Origin of the sequence: Streptomyces lichenis, from assembly GCF_023218175.1 — a bacterium.
Lineage (GTDB): Bacteria > Actinomycetota > Actinomycetes > Streptomycetales > Streptomycetaceae > Streptomyces > Streptomyces lichenis.
In genome coordinates, this window is sequence record NZ_JALPTH010000033.1 from 66,966 (window position 1) to 85,472 (window position 18,507).

General features: G+C 74.6%; 20 protein-coding genes. 10 read left to right on the forward strand and 10 right to left on the reverse strand.

Annotated features, from left to right (window positions below):
- Positions 1–10 precede the first annotated feature (10 nt).
- From M1O15_RS27120 to M1O15_RS27130, 3 genes are all read left to right on the forward strand, one after another.
- Positions 11–835, forward strand: coding sequence for a hypothetical protein (locus M1O15_RS27120; protein WP_248636820.1), 825 nt, complete (start codon positions 11–13; stop codon positions 833–835).
- Positions 836–904: 69 nt separating this feature from the next.
- Positions 905–1,498 carry a VanZ family protein gene (locus tag M1O15_RS27125; RefSeq protein WP_248636821.1) on the forward strand — a complete coding sequence of 198 codons (594 nt, stop codon included), beginning with the start codon at positions 905–907 and terminating at the stop codon, positions 1,496–1,498.
- Positions 1,499–1,586: 88 nt separating this feature from the next.
- On the forward strand, positions 1,587–1,787 hold the full coding sequence (locus tag M1O15_RS27130) for a PspC domain-containing protein (protein WP_248636822.1): 201 nt from the start codon (positions 1,587–1,589) through the stop codon (positions 1,785–1,787).
- Positions 1,788–1,870: 83 nt separating this feature from the next.
- On the opposite strand, the gene M1O15_RS27135 is transcribed toward M1O15_RS27130, so the two are convergent.
- Entirely contained in the window at positions 1,871–2,206 is a 336-nt protein-coding gene (locus tag M1O15_RS27135; RefSeq protein WP_248636823.1) for an ATP-binding protein, read from the reverse strand.
- Positions 2,207–2,343: 137 nt separating this feature from the next.
- Complete coding sequence (locus tag M1O15_RS27140; protein WP_248636824.1) at positions 2,344–3,498, reverse strand: adenosine deaminase; 1,155 nt, start codon at positions 3,496–3,498, stop codon at positions 2,344–2,346.
- A gap of 162 nt (positions 3,499–3,660) precedes the next feature.
- Here M1O15_RS27140 and M1O15_RS27145 point away from each other — a divergent pair, with 162 nt between their 5' ends.
- Positions 3,661–4,461 carry an alpha/beta fold hydrolase gene (locus M1O15_RS27145; RefSeq protein ID WP_248636825.1) on the forward strand — a complete coding sequence of 267 codons (801 nt, stop codon included), beginning with the start codon at positions 3,661–3,663 and terminating at the stop codon, positions 4,459–4,461.
- Between the two features lie 85 nt (positions 4,462–4,546).
- On the opposite strand, the gene M1O15_RS27150 is transcribed toward M1O15_RS27145, so the two are convergent.
- Positions 4,547–5,281: a DUF4232 domain-containing protein gene (locus tag M1O15_RS27150; RefSeq protein WP_248636826.1), complete on the reverse strand. Its 735-nt coding sequence runs from the start codon at positions 5,279–5,281 to the stop codon at positions 4,547–4,549.
- 197 nt (positions 5,282–5,478) lie between these two features.
- Between M1O15_RS27150 and M1O15_RS27155 the strand changes: the two genes are divergently transcribed.
- Complete coding sequence (locus M1O15_RS27155; protein ID WP_248636827.1) at positions 5,479–6,996, forward strand: helix-turn-helix domain-containing protein; 1,518 nt, start codon at positions 5,479–5,481, stop codon at positions 6,994–6,996.
- Here the strand turns inward: M1O15_RS27155 and M1O15_RS27160 are convergent.
- Positions 6,977–8,008 carry a LysR family transcriptional regulator gene (locus M1O15_RS27160; RefSeq protein ID WP_248636828.1) on the reverse strand — a complete coding sequence of 344 codons (1,032 nt, stop codon included), beginning with the start codon at positions 8,006–8,008 and terminating at the stop codon, positions 6,977–6,979. The two genes, M1O15_RS27155 and M1O15_RS27160, sit on opposite strands and share 20 nt — an antisense overlap.
- Before the next feature lie 62 nt (positions 8,009–8,070).
- Here M1O15_RS27160 and M1O15_RS27165 point away from each other — a divergent pair, with 62 nt between their 5' ends.
- Together M1O15_RS27165 and M1O15_RS27170 are read left to right on the forward strand one after the other, a co-directional pair.
- The gene (locus tag M1O15_RS27165) at positions 8,071–9,402 is read left to right on the forward strand and encodes an MFS transporter (RefSeq protein ID WP_248636829.1); all 1,332 of its coding nucleotides are present in this window, start codon (positions 8,071–8,073) and stop codon (positions 9,400–9,402) included.
- Positions 9,403–9,546: 144 nt separating this feature from the next.
- Positions 9,547–10,194: a L,D-transpeptidase family protein gene (locus tag M1O15_RS27170; protein WP_248636830.1), complete on the forward strand. Its 648-nt coding sequence runs from the start codon at positions 9,547–9,549 to the stop codon at positions 10,192–10,194.
- A gap of 84 nt (positions 10,195–10,278) precedes the next feature.
- Here M1O15_RS27170 and M1O15_RS27175 read toward each other — a convergent pair whose 3' ends face one another.
- From M1O15_RS27175 to M1O15_RS27185, 3 genes are all read right to left on the reverse strand, one after another.
- Positions 10,279–11,409: a mannosyltransferase family protein gene (locus M1O15_RS27175; protein ID WP_372499595.1), complete on the reverse strand. Its 1,131-nt coding sequence runs from the start codon at positions 11,407–11,409 to the stop codon at positions 10,279–10,281.
- A 285-nt stretch (positions 11,410–11,694) separates the two neighbouring features.
- Positions 11,695–12,243 (reverse strand): hypothetical protein, encoded by a 549-nt coding sequence (locus M1O15_RS27180; RefSeq protein WP_248636831.1) that lies wholly within the window; start codon positions 12,241–12,243, stop codon positions 11,695–11,697.
- Positions 12,236–12,736, reverse strand: a complete 501-nt coding sequence (locus tag M1O15_RS27185; protein WP_248636845.1) for a SigE family RNA polymerase sigma factor — start codon at positions 12,734–12,736, stop codon at positions 12,236–12,238. The genes M1O15_RS27180 and M1O15_RS27185 overlap by 8 nt, the downstream gene beginning before the upstream one ends.
- Positions 12,737–12,952: 216 nt before the next feature.
- Between M1O15_RS27185 and M1O15_RS27190 the strand changes: the two genes are divergently transcribed.
- From M1O15_RS27190 to M1O15_RS27200, 3 genes are read left to right on the forward strand one after another with little or no spacing between them, the layout of a single operon-like run.
- Positions 12,953–13,933, forward strand: coding sequence for a sigma-70 family RNA polymerase sigma factor (locus M1O15_RS27190; protein ID WP_248636832.1), 981 nt, complete (start codon positions 12,953–12,955; stop codon positions 13,931–13,933).
- 60 nt (positions 13,934–13,993) lie between these two features.
- On the forward strand, positions 13,994–14,491 hold the full coding sequence (locus M1O15_RS27195; RefSeq protein WP_248636833.1) for a DUF2975 domain-containing protein: 498 nt from the start codon (positions 13,994–13,996) through the stop codon (positions 14,489–14,491).
- Entirely contained in the window at positions 14,491–14,730 is a 240-nt protein-coding gene (locus M1O15_RS27200) for a helix-turn-helix domain-containing protein (protein WP_248636834.1), read from the forward strand. The genes M1O15_RS27195 and M1O15_RS27200 overlap by 1 nt, the downstream gene beginning before the upstream one ends.
- Here M1O15_RS27200 and M1O15_RS27205 read toward each other — a convergent pair.
- The 3 genes from M1O15_RS27205 to M1O15_RS27215 all read right to left on the reverse strand — a co-directional run bounded on the left by M1O15_RS27205 (position 14,717) and on the right by M1O15_RS27215 (position 18,501).
- Complete coding sequence (locus M1O15_RS27205; RefSeq protein WP_248636835.1) at positions 14,717–16,282, reverse strand: hypothetical protein; 1,566 nt, start codon at positions 16,280–16,282, stop codon at positions 14,717–14,719. The genes M1O15_RS27200 and M1O15_RS27205 overlap by 14 nt on opposite strands.
- A 172-nt stretch (positions 16,283–16,454) precedes the next feature.
- A complete protein-coding gene (locus M1O15_RS27210; protein ID WP_308282408.1) occupies positions 16,455–16,793 on the reverse strand; it encodes an STAS domain-containing protein in 339 nt (112 codons plus the stop codon).
- A 79-nt stretch (positions 16,794–16,872) separates the two neighbouring features.
- Positions 16,873–18,501, reverse strand: a complete 1,629-nt coding sequence (locus tag M1O15_RS27215) for a glycoside hydrolase family 13 protein (RefSeq protein ID WP_248636846.1) — start codon at positions 18,499–18,501, stop codon at positions 16,873–16,875.
- Between the last annotated feature and the right edge of the window lie 6 nt (positions 18,502–18,507).

Below are 18,507 nucleotides of genomic sequence, written 5' to 3' on the forward strand. Positions count from 1 at the left end.
GGTGGCACGCATGCGGGACCGGGCGGTACGGGAACGGGCGGTACGGGAACGGGCGGTACGGGGAGTACGGGGCGCCGTGGCGCGGCTGCGGGGGCGGGGTGCCGGGGGGCGCGGGGCGCGGAAGGGGTGGGCGCTGGCCGGTCTGCTGGTGCTGGGCGCGGTGACCGCGGGGTGCGGCATCCGGACCACCTCGGTGCCGGTGGACGCGGGCGCGGCGCCCTCCCGGCTGCCGTGCACCCTGTCCGGCCAGGACGCCTCGGAGGCGCCCGCGCCGACGACCAGCGCCGGGCCCGCGGTGCCGGTGCGGGTGTATCTGGTGTGCGCCTCCGCGCTGGAGGCGGTGGAGCGCGCGGTGCCCTCGCCGTCCGGCCGCCCGGCGGGCGAGGCGCGGTCGGCGACGGCCCGTGCGCTGCTGAACCAGTTGCTGGCCCGCCCCTCGGAGCAGGAGCGGGAGGCCGGGTTCGCCAGCCATGTCGAGCCGCCGCTCGCGGTGTCGGCCGGCCGGCCGGGCGACCCGGCGGAGGTGCTGCGGCTGAGCCGCCAGCCGGAGGACCTGCCGGCCACCGCGCTGTCCCAGCTGGTGTGCACCTACGCGGAGAACGGGGTGGCGGCCGGGGACGGCACGGTGGTGCTGGGCGGTCCCGGCGACTACCCGGTACGGCGGTACGTCTGCCCGGCGGGCCAGAAGGAGCGCCCGGAGTCCCCGGTGCCGACCCGGTCCCCGGCGGCGGGCGGCGGTACGGGGCCGGGCGCTCCGGGCTCGCCCCCGGGTCCGGCCGATTCGGGCTCCCCAGAGGCCGGCGGCAAGGAGCCGGGCGCGACCGGTACGCCCTGAGACCTGTGTCTCGGAGTCCCCGGGGAGCGATGCGGAACCGATCCTGCCGCCGGGCACGTCTTGGGGGGCGTGCAGCGTCATGGTTCGGGCGGCAGCGCCGTCATCCCCTTCCGCGCGGCGGGCTTCGCCCTCCTCCTCGCCCATCTCACGCTCGTCGGCTGGCTGACGCTCCGCCCGCTGGACCTGCCCTGGGTGATGGCGCCGAACCTGGAGCCGCTGGCCGGGATCCGGGCCGCGCTGTCGGCCGGTCCGCTGGAGGCGGCGCGCCGGATCGGCGGCGGGCTGGCGCTGCTGGCACCGCTGGGGGTGCTGCTGCCGCTGGCGAGCGGCCGGCTGGAGGCCGGGGCCTGGGCCTCGCTGGCCCGGACCGTGCTGGCGGGCGGCCTGGTGTCGATGGGGATCGAACTGCTCCAGACCGTGGTGCCGGGGCGGGTGGTGGACGTGGACGCCGTACTGCTCGCCATGGCCGGGGTGGCGCTGGCGCATCTGGCCGTGGTGCCCACCTGGCGGGGGCGGCTGCGGCGCCGGCTGGAGCGGCCCGCGGGCGCGGTACGGGGTGGGTCCGGTCCCCGTCCGGGTGGCCGGGGTGGGGGCGGGGTGGCCCGGGAGGAGGTCCCTCAGGGTGCGACCCCGAGGATTCCCAGGGTCGGGATCGCCCCGTAGTTTGACGTTTTGCACCAGGTCGGGCGGTCACTATGGAGGTACGGAGAGCCGGTGGACGGCTCACCCTCTACTCGCGAAGGAGCCCACCATGGCCGCACTTGCCCGCCCTCGTGACGGACGCATGATCGGCGGAGTGTGCGCGGCGCTGGCACGGCGCTTCGGCACCTCCGCGAGCACGATGCGCGTGATCTTCGTGGTGTCCTGTCTGCTGCCGGGGCCGCAGTTCCTGCTCTACATAGCGCTCTGGCTGCTGCTGCCGGACGAGAAGAAGGCCGCCGGGGCCTGGTAGGGGCCGGAGCCGGAAGTACGCCGACGGGGCGCCCACCAGCACACGGTGGGCGCCCCGTCGGCGTACGGGCGGGCAGGCCGCGATCAGCCGCCGAGGGCGGGCAGGCTGCCGCCGACCGGCAGGCCGCCGAGCAGCCCGGTGGCGGTGGACGGGTCCAGCGGCAGGCCCTGGAGCGAGGCGTTCTCGGTCACGGCGCCGAGCAGGCCCTGGGTGGTGCCCAGGGACTCGACGGCGCTGCCCGGGGCCTGCTGGACGGCGGCGGTGGCGATCGGGAGCGCGGTGGAGGTGGCGGCGGTCAGGGCGGTGCCGGCGGGCAGCGCGGCGGCCATCGGGTTCGCGGCGGCGGTGCCGGCGGCGGTGGCGGCGAAAGCGGCGCCGAGGGCGGCGACGCCGACGGTCTTCACGGCGGACTGCTTCATCGGGATTCGTCCTCAGGGTGTTTCGGGGAACTCAGGGAGGGATGAGCGGCCTGAAACCTAGTCAGCCCGCCCGGCTTCCCGCAAACACCGAAACGAACCGGTTCTCCCGGATCTCCGATGCCCCGCCGAGCCGCCCCTCAGCCGCGGTCCCGGGCGTTGTCGCTGGTCCCGGCGGTCTGCCGGAACAGCCATTCGGACTTCAGCTCGGCGTAACCGGGCTTGATGACGTCATTGATCATGGCCAAGCGTTCATCGAAAGGAATGAATGCTGATTTCATCGCATTGACCGTGAACCACTGCATGTCGTCGAGCGTGTAGCCGAACGCCTCGGTCAGCAGCTCGAATTCCCGGCTCATGCTGGTGCCCGACATCAGCCGGTTGTCGGTGTTGACGGTGGCCCGGAAGTGCAGGGTGCGCAGCAGCCCGATGGGGTGCTCGGCGTAGGAGGAGGCGGCCCCGGTCTGGAGGTTGGAGGTCGGGCACAGCTCCAGCGGGATGCGCTTGTCGCGTACGTAGGCGGCCAGTCGGCCCAGGGTGACGGTGCCGTCGTCGTCGACCTGGATGTCGTCGATGATGCGGACGCCGTGGCCGAGGCGGTCCGCGCCGCACCACTGGAGGGCCTGCCAGATCGACGGCAGCCCGAACGCCTCACCGGCGTGGATGGTGAAGTGGTTGTTCTCCCGCTTCAGGTACTCGAAGGCGTCCAGGTGGCGGGTGGGCGGGAAGCCGGCCTCGGCGCCCGCGATGTCGAAGCCGGCGACCCCCTCGTCCCGGTAGCGGTTGGCGAGCTCGGCGATCTCCAGGGCGCGGGCGGCGTGCCGCATGGCGGTGAGCAGGGCGCCCACCCGGATGCGGTGGCCGGCCTCGCGGGCCCGCCGCTCGCCGAGCCGGAAGCCCTCGTTCACCGCCTCCACCACCTGCTCCAGGGTGAGCCCGGCCTCCAGGTGCTGCTCGGGGGCGTAGCGCACCTCCGCGTAGACCACCCCGTCCTCGGCCAGGTCCTCGGCGCACTCGGCGGCGACCCGGACCAGTGCCTCGCGGGTCTGCATCACGGCGCAGGTGTGCGCGAAGGTCTCCAGATAGCGCTCCAGCGAACCGGAGTCGGCGGCCTCCCGGAACCAGACGCCGAGCTTGTCGGCCTCCTGCTCGGGCAGCGCGGTGTAGCCGCAGTCGCGGGCGAGCTCCACCACGGTGCCGGGCCGCAGCCCGCCGTCGAGGTGGTCGTGGAGCAGCACCTTGGGCGCGCGGCGGATCTGGTCCGGGGCGGGAACGCGGAACGTCTGGCTCGTCATCTCGGCACCATAGCCCCTACGCGCGTAGAACGGGAGGTGTCGGCACGGACGGGACAACGGGGCGGTCGTCCGTACCCGTACGGGGGGACGGGCCCGGGGTCATACGTAACAGTCGGCGCGCGCCCGGGTGGCGTAGCGGCCGGGTTCTGGGACCGTGCTGCCATGGCACACCACGCACTCGTAGGAACGGCGGGCCGGGCGGCCCGGCTCGGCAGGGCGGTGGGGGATCCGGCGGCGGTGGGCGGCGTGGTGCTGCTCCTGCCGGACGGCGAGCCGGAGTCGGGGCGCGGGCCCTCCCCCCGGGCGTACACGGCGGCGCTGCCGCTGGCCCGCGCGCTGGCCCGGGCGGGCAGGGCGCACGGACTGGTGGCGCATGTGGTGCGCTACCGGGGACGCGGCTGGAACGGGGCGGACGCCGCCCTGGCGGAGGACGCCCGCTGGGCCGCCTCGGAGGCGGTGCGGCGGTACGGGGAGCGGGTGCCGCTGGCGCTGGCCGGGCACGGCATGGGCGGCCGGGCCGCGCTGCGGGCGGCGGGGCATCCGGCGGTGGTGTCGGTGGTGGCGCTGGCCCCCTGGCTGCCGCCGGACGAGCCGGCCGACCCGGTGGACGGGCAGGGCGGCGGGGAACCGGAGCCGGTACGGCAGTTGATCGGGCGCCGGGTGCTGATCGCCCACGGCACCTATGACACCCGCAACGCCGCGGAGCGCTCGTACCGGCTGGGCGAGCGGCTCAAGAAGGTCAACCGGGACACCTGCCGGTTCGAGGCGCACACCGACGGCCACCGGCTGCGCCGGCACCGGGACGAGGTGGCCGCGCTCACCGCCGACTTCGTGCTCGGCACCCTCTTCGACCGGCCCTTCGCCCGCCCGATCGCCGACGCACTGGCCGCCCCGCCCCCGCTGGGTCTGCGGATGCCGCTGGCCGCGGGCTTCGGGGAGGGGGCGGGGCGAGGCCGTCGGTGAGGGGCGTGCGCCCCCTGGGGGTGAGCCTTCCGGGGACGGGCCCTTCGGCGGTGGAGCCACCGGGGACAGGTCCGCTGAGGACGCGTCACCAGCTGATGGCGTCCTCCATCGAGGACTGCCAGTAGGTGGTCTTCAGGGAGTCGTCGATGTAGACGCCCTTGGCGGGCAGCGCCGGCGTGGCGCCCGCGGTGGGGTTCTGGTCCGGGGTGCGGCCCATGAAGTAGACGGTGAGGGACTTCTCGGTGTGGCCCTTGCCGCCGCTGCCGTCCGCGGCCGACAGGTTCACCGAGGCGTAGCCGGACTCGCCCGGGTTGAGGGAGACCACGGCCTGCGGCTTGGAGTCCTCGATGACCGGCGGCACCGACTGGGCCTCGCCGAAGCGCAGGGCCGGGTAGTAGTAGAGGTCGCAGCGGGTGCTGCCGGTGTTGGTGACGGTGAGCAGCATGTGGTTGACGGGGCGGCTGAGCGGGGCCGCGACCGTCTTGGTGTTGGAGCCGTCGCAGGTGGCGTCCTTCTTGCCGCCCTTGCCGGAACCGCCGGCCGCCACCGTGCTGGTGGGCGTGGCCGCCGGGGCCTTGCCCGAGGACGTACCGCCCGCGGACTGGTGGGAGGCGGCCGGGGCGGGGGCGGGCTTGGCGGCGGAGGGGGCGGCGGCGGGCGCGGTGGCGGACGCGCCGGGCGCGGTGGAGGAGGCGACCGGTGACATCCCCTGGTCCTTGGTGCCCGTCCCGTCGTTGCAGGCGGTGAGGGAGAGGGCGGCGATCGCGGTGGCCGCGGCGGCGGTCAGCAGGCGGTTGCGGGAGGTGCGTGCGTTCGACATGTGGGTCAGGCCCTTCGGTGTTGCGGTCGGTGTGGTGCTTGGATGACCGAAGCTTGTCCGGCAATCCGTCCCACTCGCCACGGACAGCGGGCAGTTGGGGACGCTGGAACGCCGAAACGGGCTTTGACCAGGGGAAACACAAGAGGTCTGGAACGCCCGAATGGGATGTGCCGGGTCGTGCGGGGAAGGGGAACGCGGTGTCTGGGGCCACGGGATCGACGGGGGCCGACGGGGACGCGGAGGTGTTCGCGGAGCTGCTGCGCGGGCTGAAGGAGCGCTCGGGGCTGAGCTACGGGGCGCTCGCCAAGCGGCTGCACATGAGCACGTCGACGCTGCACCGCTACTGCAACGGCAGTGCCACACCGGCCGACTACGCACCGGTGGAGCGGCTGGCCCGGGTGTGCCGGGCCACGCCCGCGGAGCTGGTCGAGCTGCACCGGCACTGGATCCTCGCGGACGCGGCGCGCGGCCGTAAGACGGTCGGGCCGCCGAGGCCGGAGGGAGAAGGGGAAGGGGCCGGCGGACGGACGGCGCCGCCGACGGGCGCGGAGGGTACGACGGTTGGCGCGGCCGCGGCCGAAGCGGCGGCAGCGGATGCGGGGCGTACGGCGACCGGCACGGCCGAAGCGGCGGCGGCGGATACGGGGCGTACGGCGACGGGTGCGGCCGAAGCGGCGCCCGTCCATGACGGCGGGAGCGAGCAGGCCGCTGAGCCGGTGGTCGCCGGGCCCGGCCCGTCCACCGCTCTGCGCCCCACCCGGCGCCGTACCGCCGTCATCGCCGCCGTGGCCGCGGCGGCCGTGCTCGGGGCGGTGGTGCTGGCGGTGAACCTGCCGTCCTCCGGCGGCGGCACGCGGGGCACCGCCCAGGGCCCGGCCGGGGCTTCCGGCGCCGCCACCGGGCCGGCCGACGGCAAGCGCCCCTCCCCCTCACTCTCCGCCTCCCCCTCCGCGACCCCGTCCTCCTCGCCCTCCGCCTCCGCCTCCCGGGACGCGGAGAAGGGCAAGCCCTCCGCCGGGGCCTCGAAGCCGGCGGCGGTCGGCGGCGGGGACGGCGGGAGCGGTGCAGGGGACGGCGAGGGCGGAGACGGCAACGAGGCCGAGCCGCAGGGCAGCACCTCGGTGAACGTCGCCACCCGCCCGTTCGTCTACGAGGGTCCGTGCAGCCAGCACTTCCTGGTGGACAGCGAGCCGTCGCAGGTCGGCCCGCCCGCCCCCACCGAGCAGGACGCCCCGCGCTGGGCCGCCGCCTACGGCGCGGTCTCCTCGGACGAGCAGCGCGTCGCCGTCACCCTCCAGGGCTCCGGCAAGGACACCATCGTGCTGGACTCGCTCCAGGTGCGGGTGGTCTCCAAGGGCGCCCCGCCCGCCTGGAACGACTACGCCATGGGCTCGGGCTGCGGCGGCGAGGTCGAGTCCGCCTCCTTCGACGTGGACCTGGACGCCGGCAGCCCCACCGCCACCACCAAGAACGGCCAGCGCGGCTTCCCGTTCAGCGTGACCGAGTCCGATCCGCTGGTCTTCTACGTCACCGCGCACACCCGGGCGCACGACGTCCGCTGGGACCTCACCCTGAAGTGGTCCAGCGGGGACCGCCAGGGCACCGTGCACATCGACAACGACGGCACCCCGTTCCGTACCAGCGGCAGCGCCGGACGCCCCAGCTACCACTACCCGCTGGGTGGCGGCGAGTGGATCAGGCGGGAGGAGGAGTAGGAGGAGCCGGGGCGGTGACCCGGTCGTCCGGGGCGGGCTCCGCCGGCTGCGGCATGCCGTGCTCGCCCAGCAGCCGGCCGCGCCGGGAGAGCAGGAACCGCTTGAAGGCGGCGACCGGCGGGGTGTCGGGGTGGCCGTCCAGCCAGGCGACGCCGATCTCCCGGGCCGCCCGGGGCGCGGTGACGGTGAGCTCGACCACGCCGGGGCGGGGCACGGCGGGCGGCGGCAGCAGGGCGACGCCGAGGCCGGCGGCGACCAGGCCGCGCAGGGTCTCGGCCTCCTCGCCCTCGAAGGCGACGCGCGGGGCGAACCCGGCCTCGGCGCACAGGGCGTCGGTGATCCGGCGCAGCCCGTAGCCCGGTTCCAGGGTGACGAAGGCCTCCTCGGCGGCCTCGGCGAGGCGGACCCGCTTGCGGCGGGCCAGCCGGTGGTCGTCGGGGACGACCAGCCTCAGCCGCTGCTCGTCGAGGCGGCGGGTGACCAGGTCGGGGGCGTCGGGCACCGGGGAGGTGAGGCAGAGGTCCAGGTCGCCGGCGCGGAGCCGTTCGATCATGGCCTCGCCGTAGTTCTGGACCAGGGTGAAGCGGACCTTGGGGTGATCGACGCGGAAGGCGCGGATCAGTCCGGGGACGGTCTCCGAGCCCATGGTGTGCAGAAAACCGAAGGCGACCCGCCCGGCGGCCGGGTCGGCGTCGGCGCGTACGGTGTCGGCGGCCCGGCCGACCTCGGCGAGCGCGCGTTCGGCGGCGGTGAGGAAGGAGCGGCCGGCCGGGGTGAGGGCGACGGTGCGGCCGCGCCGGGCGAACAGGCTGACGCCCAGGTCGGACTCCAGCCGGACGATGGCCCGGGAGAGCGTGGACTGGGGCACTCCGAGATCCTGCGCGGCGCGGGTGACATGCTCGTGCCGGGCCACCGCGGCGAAGTAGGCGAGCCTCGGGGCGAGCAGCAGCCCCATGTCTTCTTCGTTACCGTCCGGTGACAGCCACGCCGGTGAGCTGTAGTCATGCGCCATGGGAACGATTACAGCAGTTTCGTGCATTGGACGCATGAAGGTGCGGTGCATACCGTCGAACCATGCCTTCCGCAAGTACCCAGGCGTCCACCGTCGCACCGGTGGACGCCGACACCCGCCTTGCCCCCGGACGACCCGGCTACCGCCGTACGAATCTGGCGCTGTTCGCCGCCGGCCTCGCCGTCTTCGCCCTCCTCTACTCCACCCAGGCCCTGCTGCCGGATGTCTCCGCCGCCTACGGCGTGACCGCGTCCGCCGCCAGCTGGACCGTCTCCGCGGCCACCGGCGCGCTCGCGCTGTGCGTGCTGCCGCTGAGCGCGCTGTCCGAGCGGTTCGGCCGCCGGGCGATGATGACCGGCTCGCTCGCGGTCGCGGTGGCGGTCGGCCTGCTGGTGCCGTTCGCGCCGTCCATCGAGAGCATGGTGGCGCTGCGCGCCGTGCAGGGCGCCGCGCTCGCCGGGGTGCCGGCCTCCGCGATGGCGTATCTGGCGGAGGAGGTCCGGCCCAAGGCGCTCATCGCCGCGATCGGGCTGTTCGTCGCGGGCAACTCCATCGGCGGGATGAGCGGACGGGTGGTCACCGGCTGGGCGGCCCAACTGGGCGGCTGGCGGGTCGGCTTGGCCGCGGTCGGGCTGATGGCCGCGGTGTGTGCGGTGGCGTTCCGGCTGCTGCTGCCGAAGGCCCGGCACTTCACCCCGGGCACCCTCAACCCGGCGGCGCTGGCCCGCACCGTGAAGGGGCACCTGGCCGATCCGCTGCTGCTGCGGCTGTACGCGATCGGCGCCCTGTTCATGACCGTGTTCGGCGCGGTCTACACGGTGATCGGCTACCGGCTGGTCGAGGAGCCGTTCTCGCTCCCCCAGGGCGTCATCGGCTCGATCTTCCTGATCTACCTGGTGGGCACCGCCTCCTCGGCGGTGGCCGGGAAGCTGGTGGCCCGCCTCGGGCGGCGCGGCGCGCTGTACCTGGCGGTGGCCACCACCACGGCCGGGCTGCTGCTCTCGCTCGCCGAGACGCTGAGCGGGGTGCTGGCCGGGCTGGTGCTGATCACCGCCGGGTTCTTCGCCGGGCACGCGGTCGCCTCCTCCAGTGTGAGCCGCACCGCCACCACCGGGCGCGCCCAGGCCTCCGCGCTCTACCAGTCCGCCTACTACCTGGGCTCCAGCGCGGGCGGCACGCTCGGCGCGGTCGCCTTCCACTCCGGCGGCTGGGCGGGCACCGTGCTGCTGGGCCTGGTCGCCGTCCTCGGGGTGGTCTCGGTCACCCTGTACGGCACCCACCGCGCCCGCGTCGAACTCAAGGCCGAGGCCCGTGAGCGCGATCGGGAGACCGGCCGCGAAATGGGCCGGGAAACATACAACCGGACCGGCGCTCCGAGCGTCCTAAGGGCATAGCAGCGTCCCGCGGGTATGGCGGCGCCCCGTCCGGGGCAGCCACCGTCCGGGGGGGCGCAGCACCCAAGGCAACACAACCTCGGAGGGGGGACGGACGTGGCCGCGATACGCAGGCGCACGGGGGCCGCACTGGCGGTGGCCGGAATGGTCGTACCACTGACGGTGGCGCTCGGCGCCGTACCCGCCCAGGCGGCGTCCTGTACGACGTCGACCGGGCCGTACCAGAAGCAGGTCGAGAAGTTCCTGGGCCGCACGGCCGACGGCAGGCAGTCGTCCGGCGACTGCAAGGCGATCCAGGCCTTCCAGAAGAAGCACGGCATCACGCCGACCATCGGCTACGCCGGGCCGCTGACCTGGCAGACGATGAACACGATCAACCAGCAGAAGGCCGCCGGGAAGAAGCCGAACGCCGCCGGCAAGTGCCCGACCAACAAGGGCCGGATCGCCTGCGTCGACCTCACCCGGCAGCTGTCCTGGGTGCAGGACGGCAAGAAGCTGGTGTACGGGCCGGTCCCGGTCCGCACCGGCAAGAAGGCCACGCCGACCCGTACCGGGGCGAACAAGATCTACTACCGCAGCGCCAACCACTGGTCGACGCTGTACAAGGTCTGGATGCCGCACGCCCAGTTCTTCGACGGCGGCCAGGCGTTCCACGCCGTCGACAAGTCGATGTGGAACCCGCCGGGCTCCGGCGGCTGCGTCAACATGACCCGCGCCGACGCCAAGAAGTACTGGGGTCTGCTGAGGAACGGCGACGACGTGTTCGTGTACGGGCGCAAGCCGGGCACCTGATCCCGCCACGCCCGACGGGGCCCGGGTCTCCTCCACGGAGGCCCGGGCCCCGTCGCGTACCCGGCGGCGCGGCGGGGTCGGAGGTCAGCCGGCCCATCGTCCGGTGAGGAAGGTGAGGGCCACGGCGGTGGAGATTGGGACGGCGAGGCAGAGATACGCGGTGGTGAACCGCGGCCGGCGCAGGCTGAGCGCGGCCAGGGCGATCCACAGCGGCCACCAGAGCAGGGTGGAGCGGGGCACCGACAGGTACCAGTACGAGGTGCCCAGCGCCCACAGGGTCAGCGCGAGGTAGACGGCCTCCGGCCAGCGGCGCCACCACAGCAGCGCGCCGAGCAACAGCAGCCCGGCCGCCATGGCCGCCAGCTCGGTCTGGAACATCACCGCGTAGCCGGTGGTGTGCAGCCGGCCGAAGGCCGAGTCCCAGGTGTGTGCCCAGGACTCCCAGGGCCAGTGGAAGGTCCGGTACCAGCCGCGCTCCTGGGCGTGCTTCCAGGCCATCCAGTCACCGGTGTACGTGAACAGGTACGCGCTGTACGCGGCCGGGGGCAGCGCGCACAGGGCCGGCCAGGGCGCCTGCCGCCAGACGGCCCGGCGGTCCTCGGGCCGGTCCGAGCGGTACGCGCTGAGCGCGAAGTGGGTGACCAGCGCGGCCGCCAGGAAGAGCCCGCTGGCCCGCACGGTGGTGGCCAGGGCGGTGAGGACCGCGGCGAGCGGCCAGGCCCGGCGCAGCGCGGCGAGCCAGGCGGGCAGCGCCAGGGCGAGGAAGAGCGCCTCGGTGTAGCCGGCCGCCAGGAACACCGCGCACGGGGAGAGCAGGAAGAACAGCACGGTACGCCGGCCCCCGGCCGTACCCGTCCCGGGCAGGCACACCCGGGCGATCCGGCCCAGCGCCACCACGGCCACCGCCCCGGCGGCGAAGGAGACCAGCAGCCCGGCCGCCGCCCAGTCCGGGACGACGGTGTGCGCCAGGCGCAGCGCGGAGGGGAAGCCGGGGAGAAAGGCCTCGCGGTGGTCCCAGCCCTCCGTCCAGGGCCCGGTGGTGCCCGGGAAGTAGCCCTCGCGGGCTATTCGCTGGTAGAAGCCCCAGTCCCAGCGCTCGAACGGGGCGAGCAGCGGGCCGGGGTCATGGGCGTCGCGGTCGGCGGGAAACAGCCACCGCGCCCCGTAGGCGGTGATCGCCAGGGCCAGCCGGGTCAGCAGATACAGCCAGAGCACCTCCCGGTCCCCGGGGTCCAGCCGGGCGAGCGGCGCGGTGAGCCGGGAGCGGAGGCGGGTGGCGCGGGGGATTACGGCTTTCTTGTGGGCAGGGGCGGTGCTTCCGGTGCGGGGCGGCCGGTCGGCTTGCGCGGTCCCGGCCCGGGGCGGACGGACGGTCTGCGCGATCCCGTTCCGGGGGCTTGCGGCGGGGGTTGGGGCGGGGAGGCCGGTGCTGGTGCTTGCGGTGCTTGCGGCTTTCTCGGCGGCGGCGGGGCGGGTGGTGGTGGAGTGGGGCGGCATGGGTCAGGGCGCCTCGGTGGTGGAGGTCGCGGGCGGGGCGGAGGTCTCCGGATCGCCGCCCCCGGTCCCGGCCCCGGCCCCGTTCCCGCCCTCGCCCTCGGTCTCACCCTCGGTCTCGGTGGAACCGGGGCGGTCCGGCGGCCGGGTGGTGGAGGGGGTGCCGCCGGGGGACGGCGGCGGACCGGTGGGGTCGCCGCCGGAGGGCTCACCGGTCGTCGGGGCGGTGGAGGCGCCCTCCGTCGACCGGCTCGTCGGGGTGCTGGACGGGGTCGGCGGGGCGGTCCGCTCGGGCAACTCGGCCGGTGAGGTACGGGGGGAGGGGGTGACGGCCGGGATGGTGGGGCCGGGCCGGTCCGGCAGCAGGTTCGCCGCCGCCGCGCCGCCGCCCGCGACGGCCAGGCAGGCGGTCACCGCCAGCGCGGCGACCCGGCGCCGGTGCGCCCGCCGTCCGCGTTCAGCGATCCGGGCGGCGGGCACCGGCTCGGCCCGGTCCTGCCCGAAGTCCGCCGCCTGCCGGAACAGCGACCGCAGCGGATCTCTCGGTTCAGACATCAGGGGCCTCCTCGATACGGGGATCGTGCAGACGGTCGGCGAGCGCGGCCCGCCCGCGGACCAGGTGCGTCTTGACGGTGCTGGCCGACAGCCCGGTCTCGACGGCGACCTGCTCCACGGTGAGGTCGCACAGGTAGTGCAGGGTGAGGCTGCGCCGCTGCTGGGCGGGCAGCCCGCGCAGTGCGTCCACCAGCACCAGGTGCTCCGGGCCGGGGGCCTCCACATGGGCGGGGGGCGGCGTGCCGCGCCGCCACGCCTCGGCGCTGCGCCGGCGGAACCGCCAGCGGCTCACCGCGAGCCGCCAGGCGACCGTGCGGATCCACGCCTCGGGCTGCCCCTCGCGGTCCAGCTGCGCCCGCCGGGTCCACCCCTTGACGTACGCCTCCGCCACCACGTCCTGCGCCTCGTGCAGGTCGCCGAGCATCACGTACAGCTGCCCTGTCAGACGTGCGACCGTCTGGGCGTAGAACTCTTCGAACTCCTCGACGGTCAACAGCCACTCCCGGATCTCTTGCTTCACCGGGCATACGCCCCTGGGGCCGCGTCCGGTCGACACGGTGCACGAGAAAACAGGGTGACGGTGGTCACAGCGCCGCCAGGGCCGACCCGCCGATCCCGGTACACGGGGCCCGGGGCCGCTCCGGGGGCCGTTGTCAGTGGGGTCCGGTAGTTTCCGAAAGGTAGGCATCTCCACGACTGGGGTGGCGTGATGAGTGATGTTGCTGTGGCCCGGGAGGATCTGGAATCCCGGCTGGAGGACTACCGCACCGAGCTGACCGGCTACTGCTACCGGATGCTCGGCTCGGCCTTCGAGGCGGAGGACGCGGTGCAGGACACCATGGTCCGGGCCTGGCGCAGCCTGGACCGGTTCGAGGGGAGATCCAGTCTGCGGTCCTGGCTGTACCGGATCGCGACCAACGTCTGCCTGGACGCGCTGAACGCGGGGAACAAGCGCGCCCGGCCGATGGACCTGACCGACTCCACCCCGGTCGCGCAGGCCCGGCTCCAGGAGCGGGACGAGGTGACCTGGCTGGAGCCGGCGCCGGACGGCCGGGTGCTGCCGCAGGCCGCCGACCCGGCGGAGACGGCGGTGGCCCGGGAGTCGGTGCGGCTGGCGTTCATGGCCGCGCTCCAGCACCTGCCGCCCAAGCAGCGGGCGGTGCTGATCCTGCGCGAGGTGCTGGCGTGGAAGGCCAGTGAGGTGGCCGAGCTGCTGTCCACCTCGGTGGCCTCGGTCAACAGCGCGCTGCAGCGGGCCCGCGCCTCGCTGGCGGAGTCCGCCCCGGCCGACACCGCGCTCGCCGATCCGCTCGACGAGGAGCAGCGGCAGCTGCTGGACCGGTATGTCGCCGCCTTCGAGGGGTACGACATGACGGCGCTGACCGCGCTGCTGCACGAGGACGCCACGCTCTCCATGCCGCCGTACGACCTCTGGCTGCGCGGCCACGACGACATCGTGGGCTGGATGCTCGGGGTGGGCGAGGTGTGCCGGGGCTCCCGGCTGGTCCCGGTGGTCGCCAACGGCACCCCGGCGTTCGCGCACTACCACCCGGACCCGGCGGGCGGCTTCACCCCGTGGGCGCTGATGGTGATCGAGATCGTGGACGGCAAGGTCTCCGGGATCACCTCCTTCCTGGACGTCAAGCGCTGGTTCCCGCTGTTCGACCTGCCGGAGCGGCTGGAGGGCTGAGCAGCGGCCGTAGAGCCGGGTGCTATTGATTTTCGATCGATTCCCATCGATGATCGATGGATGCACCGGTTGTTCATCGCCGCCCTGCGGGCGGGCATCTGCGTGGCGCTGTCGGCCGGGCTCTTCGGCCAGCTGGTGGTCCTCCCGGCGACGGCGGCCGACGAGGTGGACCGCTTCCCGCCGTACGCCCCGTTGGCCGTGCCCTACACGGCGGTGGCGATCCTCGGGGTGCTCTGCGTCCAGGTCGCGCTGGTCGCCACCTGGGCGCTGCTCACCATGGTCGAGCGGGACGCCATCTTCACCTCGCGGGCCTTCCGCTGGGTGGATGTGATCATCGGCTCCGCGCTGGTGGCGACGGTGCTGGCGGCCGGGGCGGCGGCGCATCTCGCGGTGGCCGAGATCCCCTCCCCCGGTGACGGGATGGACGTGCTGGGGGCGCTGTTCGCCGCCACGGGGTGCGCCGGGGTGGGGGCGGCCTTCACCATGCTGGTGGTCGTGATGAAGGGCCTGCTGCGCAAGGCGACCGAGCTGCGGACCGAGATGGCCGGGGTCGTCTGATGCCGATCATCGTCGACCTCGATGTGCAGCTCGCCCGGCGCCGGATGTCGGTGGGCGAGTTCGCCGAGGCGGTCGGCATCACGCCCGCCAACATCGCGGTGCTGAAGAACGGCCGGGCGAAGGCGGTGCGGTTCACCACGCTCGACGCGATCTGCCGCGTACTGGAGTGCCAGCCCGGGGACGTCCTGCGCTGGGTGCCGGAGACGCCCCCGAACGACGGCCCCGCTACCCCTTCTTGAGGCGGCGGGTGACCTCCTCGCTCACCCGGCGGTGCAGTTCGGCCAGCTGCTCGGCGCTGTAGTCGCCGAGGTCGCCGATCTCCCCCGGTTTCGCCCCGGGCCCGCCCGTCCCCGTACCCGGCTGCCCCTGCTCCTTCTTCTTCGCCTCCTCGGCCGCCCGGCGCTTCAGCTCCTTCTCCTCGGGCGAGCCGGGCACCGCGTGGGCGCAGCGGATCAGTGCCCCCTCGGCGGTCTTCAGACAGGTCGCCTCACGGCCGCCGGCCTGGCCCCGGCCCTCCACCCGGTAGCGGATGTTCTGCGCGTTGCCGAGGGTCGCCGTCCAGGTGCTGCCCCCGGTGGGCACGACCTCGAAGACGGCGTCGCCGTTGTAGCAGCACACGTCCCGGTACTCGGTCTTGATGAGCGCGACCAGCGCGTCCGGCGAGGACCAGGTGGGGTCGAGCCGGTGCACGGTCAGCGGGGCGAGCGAGCCGCCCCGGTGCCGGGTCGGCACCGTCGAGACGGCGACCACCGAGCTGGCCTCGCCCTGCGGGGTCAGCGGGGTGACATAGGCGCTGCGGTCCGGGTCGTCCCGTCGGCGCAGGGCGAAGTCCGCCTCGTTGCCCTCGTTGGCGCCGTCCTCGGACTCGTCCCAGCCGCTGCGCTCGAACCACCAGTCGCCGAAGCTGCCCACCGCCTCGGTCGCCTCCCGCTGCCGGGCGGCCAGGCTCAGCGGATAGGTCGGGCCGGGCACCGAGGCGGTGTCGTCGGTGACGGTCAGCTTCCCGCTCCGCCCGTCGTAGAGGGCCACCCCGGCGGGGCGCTCGGTCACCACCAGCAGCCCGGTCTGGCGCTTGAGCGGGACGACCAGGATCGGCTTCTCGCCCTCGCAGTACACATAGGCGTCGTCGGCCTCGAACCGCGCCCAGCGCCGCTCGGCGGAGATCTTGCGCCCGAGGTTGTGGGTGAACCAGCCGCCGATCCGGGCGTCCGCGGTGTCCACGTCGAAGCGGCAGCGCTGCTGGGTCCGGCTCTTGCCGCCGAGCGGCACCTCCTGCACCAGCCCCACCTCGTACCCGGTCAGCCAGCCGGGCCGCTCCACCAGGGTGGCGAACCGGTCGGAGTCGGGCAGATAGGTGGTGTCGGCTATCTCGCCGGTGACATCGCCGAGATGCGGCGCGGCCTGCGCCTTTCCGGCCAGGTACGGGGCGCGCGCCGCCATCCCGGGCACCGGCTCGGCCACCACCCGCATCCCCTCCAGATACTCCCGGTCCTGGAGGTAGTCCCCGTACACGAACCAGCCGACCGCGACCCCCAGCCCCACCACGACGCCCAGGCAGCCGAAGGCCGCCGCCGCGTCGGAGCCGCCGCTGCTCGATCCGTCCCGCAGCTGCTGTATCAACCACGGCAGGGCGACCAGCCCGGTGGCCACCAGCGGCACCGCCAGCCAGGGCAGCAGCTTGCGCACCTCCCACACCACGATGGTCGTGTAGTACGAGGCGTACCAGAGCCCCAGCCCCACCAGCACCACCGCCAGCAGTGCGAGCAATCCCCCGCGCAGCGCACGGCTCATGGCCCCTCCCCCGTCGTCGCGTTCCCGAGCGTTCCCCTGCGTTCCTGTGCGCCCCGTGCGTCCCCCGATGGTTCCACCCCGGCCGCCGGACCGCGCGAGCCTTTCCGAAAGACGGCCGAACGACGAGGGGCCCAAGGGCCGGGCGCAGAAGACGACGCGTGCGCGGGGCGGTTCAGTTGCCGGGCGGCCCGAATTCCGTACCCGGTTCGCCGTCCGGGCCCGGGGGTCCGAGCAGGGCGGCGAGTCCGGTGAGGGCGAGCAGCGCCCGCAGCTCGGCGCCCGCGCCCCGTACGGTGAGCGCCCTGCCCCGCCGGAGCGCGGTCAGCCGCAGCCGGGCCAGCGCCTCCACCGCCGCCAGGGTGGGGCGGGCGAGCCCTCCGGCGTCGCACACCAGCAAAGACCCCGGGTCGGCGCGGTCCATCAGGGCGGCGAGCCCGGCACAGAGCCCGGGCACGTCACCGGGCCCGACGGTCGCGGGCAGCCGCAGCACGTACGGTTCGGTGGTCTCCACACTGATCTGACCCCGGGGGCGCCCGGAAGTCATCGGTGCGGGGCGGTCGCCGCCCCGCGACCGCCGCCCGGGGGGCGGTTCAGCCGCGCAGCCAGACCGCGGTGTCCGAGGGCAGCCGGCCGTCGGCGGCGAGCGGGCCGCTGGCGAGGAGGACGGCGCTGTGCGGCGGGAGCGGTACGGGCCCGGGGCCCGGGTTGACGGCGCAGACCAGGTCGGCGCCACCGCCGCCGGCCACCGTGCGGCGGAAGGCGAGCAGGCCCGCGGGGCCGGGCAGCCAGGTCAGCGGGCCGTCGCCGAGGGCGGGCTCGGCGCGGCGCAGCGCCAGCGCGGTGCGGTAGAGGCCGAGCATCGAGTCCGGGTCGGCGGCCTGTCGGTCGGCGGCATAGCCGTCCCAGCCCTCGGGCTGCGGCAGCCAGGGCTCGGTACGGGAGCCGAAGCCGGCGTACGGGGCGCCGGCCGTCCACGGCAGCGGGACCCGGCAGCCGTCCCGTCCCGGGTCGGTGCCGCCGGAGCGGAAGTGCATCGGGTCCTGGACGCGCTCGGGCGGGATGTCCGCCTCGGGCAGGCCCAGCTCCTCGCCCTGGTAGAGGTAGACCGAGCCGGGCAGGGCGAGGGTGAGCAGGGCGGCGGCCCGGGCCCGGCGGGTGCCCAGCGCCAGGTCGGTGGGGGTGCCGAAGGCCTTGGTGGCGAAGTCGAACCCGGTGTCGGCCCGGCCGTAGCGGGTGACCGTGCGGGTCACGTCGTGGTTGCACAGCACCCAGGTGGCGGGGGCGCCCACCGGGGCGTGCTCGGCGAGGGTGTCGTCGATGGCGGCGCGCAGCCGGACCGGCTCCCAGGGGCAGGCCAGGAAGGTGAAGTTGAAGGCGGTGTGCAGCTCGTCGGGGCGCAGATAGCGGGCGAAGCGTTCGGCGTCCGGCAGCCACACCTCGCCGACGAACACCCCGCCGTAGGCGTCGGCGACGGCACGCCAGGAGCGGTAGATCTCGTGCAGCTCGTCGCGGTCCACGTACGGGTGGGGGTCGCGCCCCTCGGTGAAGTCGGGCAGCTCCGGGTCCTTGGCGGGCAGTGCGGCGGAGTCGATGCGCACCCCGGCCACGCCCCGCTCGAACCAGAACCGCAGGACGTCCTCGTGCTCCTCCCGTACCGCCGGATGGGCCCAGTTGAGGTCGGGCTGCTGCGGGGTGAACAGGTGCAGGTACCACTCGCCGTCCTCGACCCGGGTCCAGGTCCGCCCGGCGAACTGGGAGGGCCAGTCGTTGGGCGGGAGTTCACCGTGGGCGCCGCGGCCGGGGCGGAAGTGGAAGAGCTTGCGCTCGGGGCTGCCGGGTCCGGCGGCGAGCGAGGCCCGGAACCAGGGGTGCTGGTCGGAGACATGGTTGGGGACGATGTCCACCAGGGTGCGGATGCCCAGTTCGCGGGCGTCGGCGATGAGCGCCTCGGCCTCCGCCAGGGTGCCGAAGGCCGGGTCGATGGTGCGGTAGTCGGCCACGTCGTAGCCGCCGTCGGCGAGCGGGGAGAGGTACCAGGGGGTGAACCAGACGGCGTCCACGCCGAGTTCGGCGAGGTACGGCAGCCGGGCCCGTACCCCCGCGAGGTCCCCGGTGCCGTCGCCGTCGCCGTCGGCGAAGCTGCGCGGGTACACCTGGTAGATGACGGCCGACCGCCACCAGTCACGGCGGGACGGGGGGGGCGGGGCTGCGGGGGGCACCCGCCG